Consider the following 3,695-nt stretch of genomic DNA (forward strand, 5'->3'; position numbering starts at 1 on the left):
CCGGGCGACATCGTCGCCATGGCGCAAATTCTGAAGGGGTCGAGATGGTTGCCCTCAAATCCTTCCGTCATTCCGGACCATCCTTCGCCGATCTCGTGCCCTATGCCGGCCTGGTCGATAACGGCGTCATCCTGCTGAAGGACGGCTCGCTGATGGCCGGCTGGTATTTTGCCGGCCCTGACAGCGAAAGCTCGACGGACGCCGAGCGCAACGATGTCTCCCGCCAGATCAATGCGATCCTGTCACGACTCGGCTCCGGCTGGATGATTCAGGTCGAGGCCGTCAGGGTGCCGACAGCAGATTACCCCAAAGAATCCGACTGCCATTTTCCTGATCTCGTCACCCGCGCTATCGATGCGGAACGACGGGCACATTTTCAGAAGGAAAGAGGGCATTTCGAGAGCCGGCATGCGCTGATCCTGACCTGGCGGCCGCCGGAGCCTCGCCGCTCCGGCCTGACCCGCTATATCTATTCGGACACCGCCAGCCGCTCCGCCACCTATGCCGATAAGGCGCTGGAGAGCTTTTCGACATCGATCCGTGAGGTCGAGCAGTATCTCGCCAATGTCGTGTCCATCCGCCGAATGATGACACGCGAGACGTCGGAGCGCGGCGGCTTTCGTGTTGCCCGCTATGACGAGCTCTTCCAGTTCATCCGCTTTTGCGTCACCGGCGAGAACCATCCGGTGCGCCTGCCGGAAATTCCCATGTATCTCGACTGGCTGGTGACTGCGGAACTCCAGCACGGGCTGACGCCGCTCATCGAGAATCGCTTTCTTGGCGTCGTCGCGATCGACGGGCTGCCGGCGGAAAGCTGGCCCGGCATTCTCAACGCGCTCGACCTCATGCCGCTGACCTATCGATGGTCGTCGCGTTTCGTCTTTCTGGACGCGGAGGAAGCGCGGGCAAATCTCGAACGCACCCGAAAGAAATGGCAACAAAAGGTGCGGCCCTTCTTCGACCAGCTGTTCCAGACGCAATCGCGATCGCTCGATCAGGACGCCATGATGATGGTGGCCGAGACCGAGGACGCAATCGCAGAGGCCTCTTCGCAACTCGTGGCCTACGGCTATTACACGCCGGTCATCGTCCTGTTCGAGGAAGATCAGGCACGCCTGCAGGAGAAGTGCGAGGCGGTCCGCCGTCTGATCCAGGCGGAAGGCTTTGGCGCCCGCATCGAGACACTCAATGCGACCGACGCCTTCCTCGGCAGTCTTCCAGGCGTTTCCTATGCCAATATCCGCGAGCCGCTGATCAATACACGCAATCTCGCTGATCTCATTCCCCTCAATTCGGTCTGGTCCGGAAGCGCGGTCGCACCGTGCCCCTTTTATCCGCCAGCCTCACCGCCACTGATGCAGGTGGCGTCGGGTTCGACCCCATTTCGGCTGAACCTGCATGTCGACGATGTTGGTCATACGCTGATCTTCGGTCCGACCGGATCCGGCAAATCCACCTTGTTGTCGCTGATCGCTGCGCAGTTCCGCCGTTATTCCGGTGCGCAAATCTTCGCATTCGATAAGGGCGGCTCGATGTTACCGCTGACGCTTGGGATCGATGGCGATCATTACCAGATCGGCGGAGATGCGACCGAAGGAGGGGACGGGAAGGCACTGTCGTTCTGCCCGCTCGCAGACCTCACGACCGACGGCGACCGCGCCTTCGCGGCCGAATGGATCGAGATGCTCGTTGCGCTGCAGGGCGTGACGATCACGCCCGACTATCGCAACGCCATCTCCCGACAGGTCGGGCTGATGGCGGAATCACGCGGGAGGTCGCTATCGGACTTCGTGTCGGGCGTGCAGATGCGCGAGATCAAGGATGCGCTGCATCACTACACTGTCGACGGGCCGATGGGCCAGCTTCTCGACGCCGAGGAAGACGGTCTGGCGCTGGGCAGCTTCCAGTGCTTCGAAATCGAGGAGCTTATGAACATGGGCGAGCGCAATCTCGTGCCCGTGCTCACCTATCTGTTCCGCCGCATCGAAAAGCGCCTGACCGGCGCACCCAGCCTGATCATTCTGGACGAAGCCTGGCTAATGCTCGGCCATCCAGTTTTCCGCGACAAGATCCGCGAATGGTTGAAGGTGCTGCGCAAGGCCAACTGCGCCGTCGTTCTTGCCACGCAGTCGATCTCGGACGCCGAACGCTCCGGCATCATCGACGTCCTGAAGGAGAGCTGCCCGACCAAAATTTGCCTGCCGAACGGGGCGGCCCGAGAGCCGGGCACGAGGGAATTCTACGAGCGCATCGGCTTCAACGAGCGCCAGATCGAGATCGTCGCGACCGCCATTCCGAAGCGAGATTATTACGTCGTCTCGCCGGAGGGCCGTCGTCTCTTCGACATGGCGCTAGGACCAGTAGCGCTCTCCTTCGTCGGAGCGTCCGGCAAGGAAGATCTGAAGCGCATCCGCGCGCTTCATTCAGAACACGGGGCCGCATGGCCTCTTCAATGGCTCCAGCAAAGGGGGATCGCCCATGCCGATACACTCTTCCCGGCCGACTAGACTAGCCCGCCACGCGATGATTGCGGCCATCCTTCTCTCAAGTACCTCACCGATGCCAGCTGTGGCGGGCGGCGTGACCGGTCAGGCGACCGAATGGACGCAGCTCGCCAACAACACCGAACTCATCTCTTTGGTCGGCAAATCGGCGGAGCAGGTCAACAACCAGATCACCCAGATCTCACAGCTGGCCGAGCAGATCCAGAACCAGCTCAATATCTACAGGAACATGCTTCAAAACACCGCGCAGCTGCCGAACCATATCTGGGGGCAGGTCGAGAACGACCTCAAAAACCTGCAGAACGTCGTCAACGAGGGGCAGGGTGTCGCCTTCTCAATGGGCAATGTCGAAGATGTCATGAAGCAGCGTTTCCAGAGTTTTGCCGAGATGAAAAGCAATCTGCCTGATGGTGCGAGCTTTTCCACGACCTACCAGAACTGGTCCGGCACAAATCGCGATACGATCGCCGGCACACTGAAGGCCGCGAACCTGACGTCGGAACAATTCTCCAGCGAGGAAAGTACCATGTCGTCGTTGCGCTCCATGTCGGAATCATCCGACGGCCAGATGAAGGCCCTGCAGGTCGGGCATCAGATCGCCGCCCAGCAGGTGGCGCAGATGCAGAAGCTGCGTGGTCTCGTCTCGCAACAGATGACGATGATGGGCACCTGGTATCAGTCGGAGCAGGCACAAAAGGATCTGGCTCAAGCAAGGCGTGAACAGTTCTTCAGCGGGACCGAACACGACATCCGCGGCGGCCAGACGATGGAGCCACGCTGGTGAGCTCGCGTCTGATCGTCATTCTCGCGCTCTTGGCCGTCGTCGCCGCAGCAAGTGCAGGCATCGGCACCTGGATTACTGTCCAGCCGGAGCCGGCCTCCGGATCTGGCGCGGCCGCGACCGATACTCCTTCGAGTGAAGAACGGCGCCGGCATCGTGATCAGTTCTTCGGCGGCGATTCGAATCGTGAAATCCGCGGCGGCCAGGAAATGAAACCGAGATGGTAGTTCACCCTTCCCCCAAGCTCGAACTGGCTTTCGTCACGATCGGCTTCGTCCTGCTGGCAAGTTCGCCGGCGCTGGCGCAGCAGGGACAGGTTCTGACAACGCTGGAAAACTCCGTCGTCACCGCCGCCAAGGGCTGGGAAACGACGGTCATGAACGCCGCACGATCGTTGTTCTGGATCCTCG

The 3,695-nt window shown here is 60.8% G+C and carries 3 protein-coding genes and 1 pseudogene; all 4 read left to right on the forward strand.

Translation table 11 applies throughout. The annotated features are described in order from the left end of the window. Window positions 1–44: 44 nt before the first annotated feature. On the forward strand, window positions 45–2,507 hold the full coding sequence (locus T18_RS24340; RefSeq protein WP_040132267.1) for a conjugal transfer protein TrbE: 2,463 nt from the start codon (window positions 45–47) through the stop codon (window positions 2,505–2,507). Next, window positions 2,479–3,288, forward strand: a complete 810-nt coding sequence (gene trbJ, locus T18_RS24345) for a P-type conjugative transfer protein TrbJ (RefSeq protein WP_010892444.1) — start codon at window positions 2,479–2,481, stop codon at window positions 3,286–3,288. The genes T18_RS24340 and trbJ overlap by 29 nt, the downstream gene beginning before the upstream one ends. Next, the gene (trbK, locus tag T18_RS24350) at window positions 3,285–3,512 is read left to right on the forward strand and encodes an entry exclusion protein TrbK (protein WP_010892443.1); all 228 of its coding nucleotides are present in this window, start codon (window positions 3,285–3,287) and stop codon (window positions 3,510–3,512) included. Before trbJ ends, trbK begins: the two co-directional genes overlap by 4 nt. Continuing rightward, window positions 3,506–3,695 (forward strand): annotated as a pseudogene (locus T18_RS28065) (conjugal transfer protein TrbL); the annotation flags it as partial. The gene trbK and the pseudogene T18_RS28065, both read left to right, overlap by 7 nt.

The organism is Rhizobium sp. TBD182 (assembly GCF_001950375.1).
GTDB lineage: Bacteria > Pseudomonadota > Alphaproteobacteria > Rhizobiales > Rhizobiaceae > Agrobacterium > Agrobacterium tumefaciens.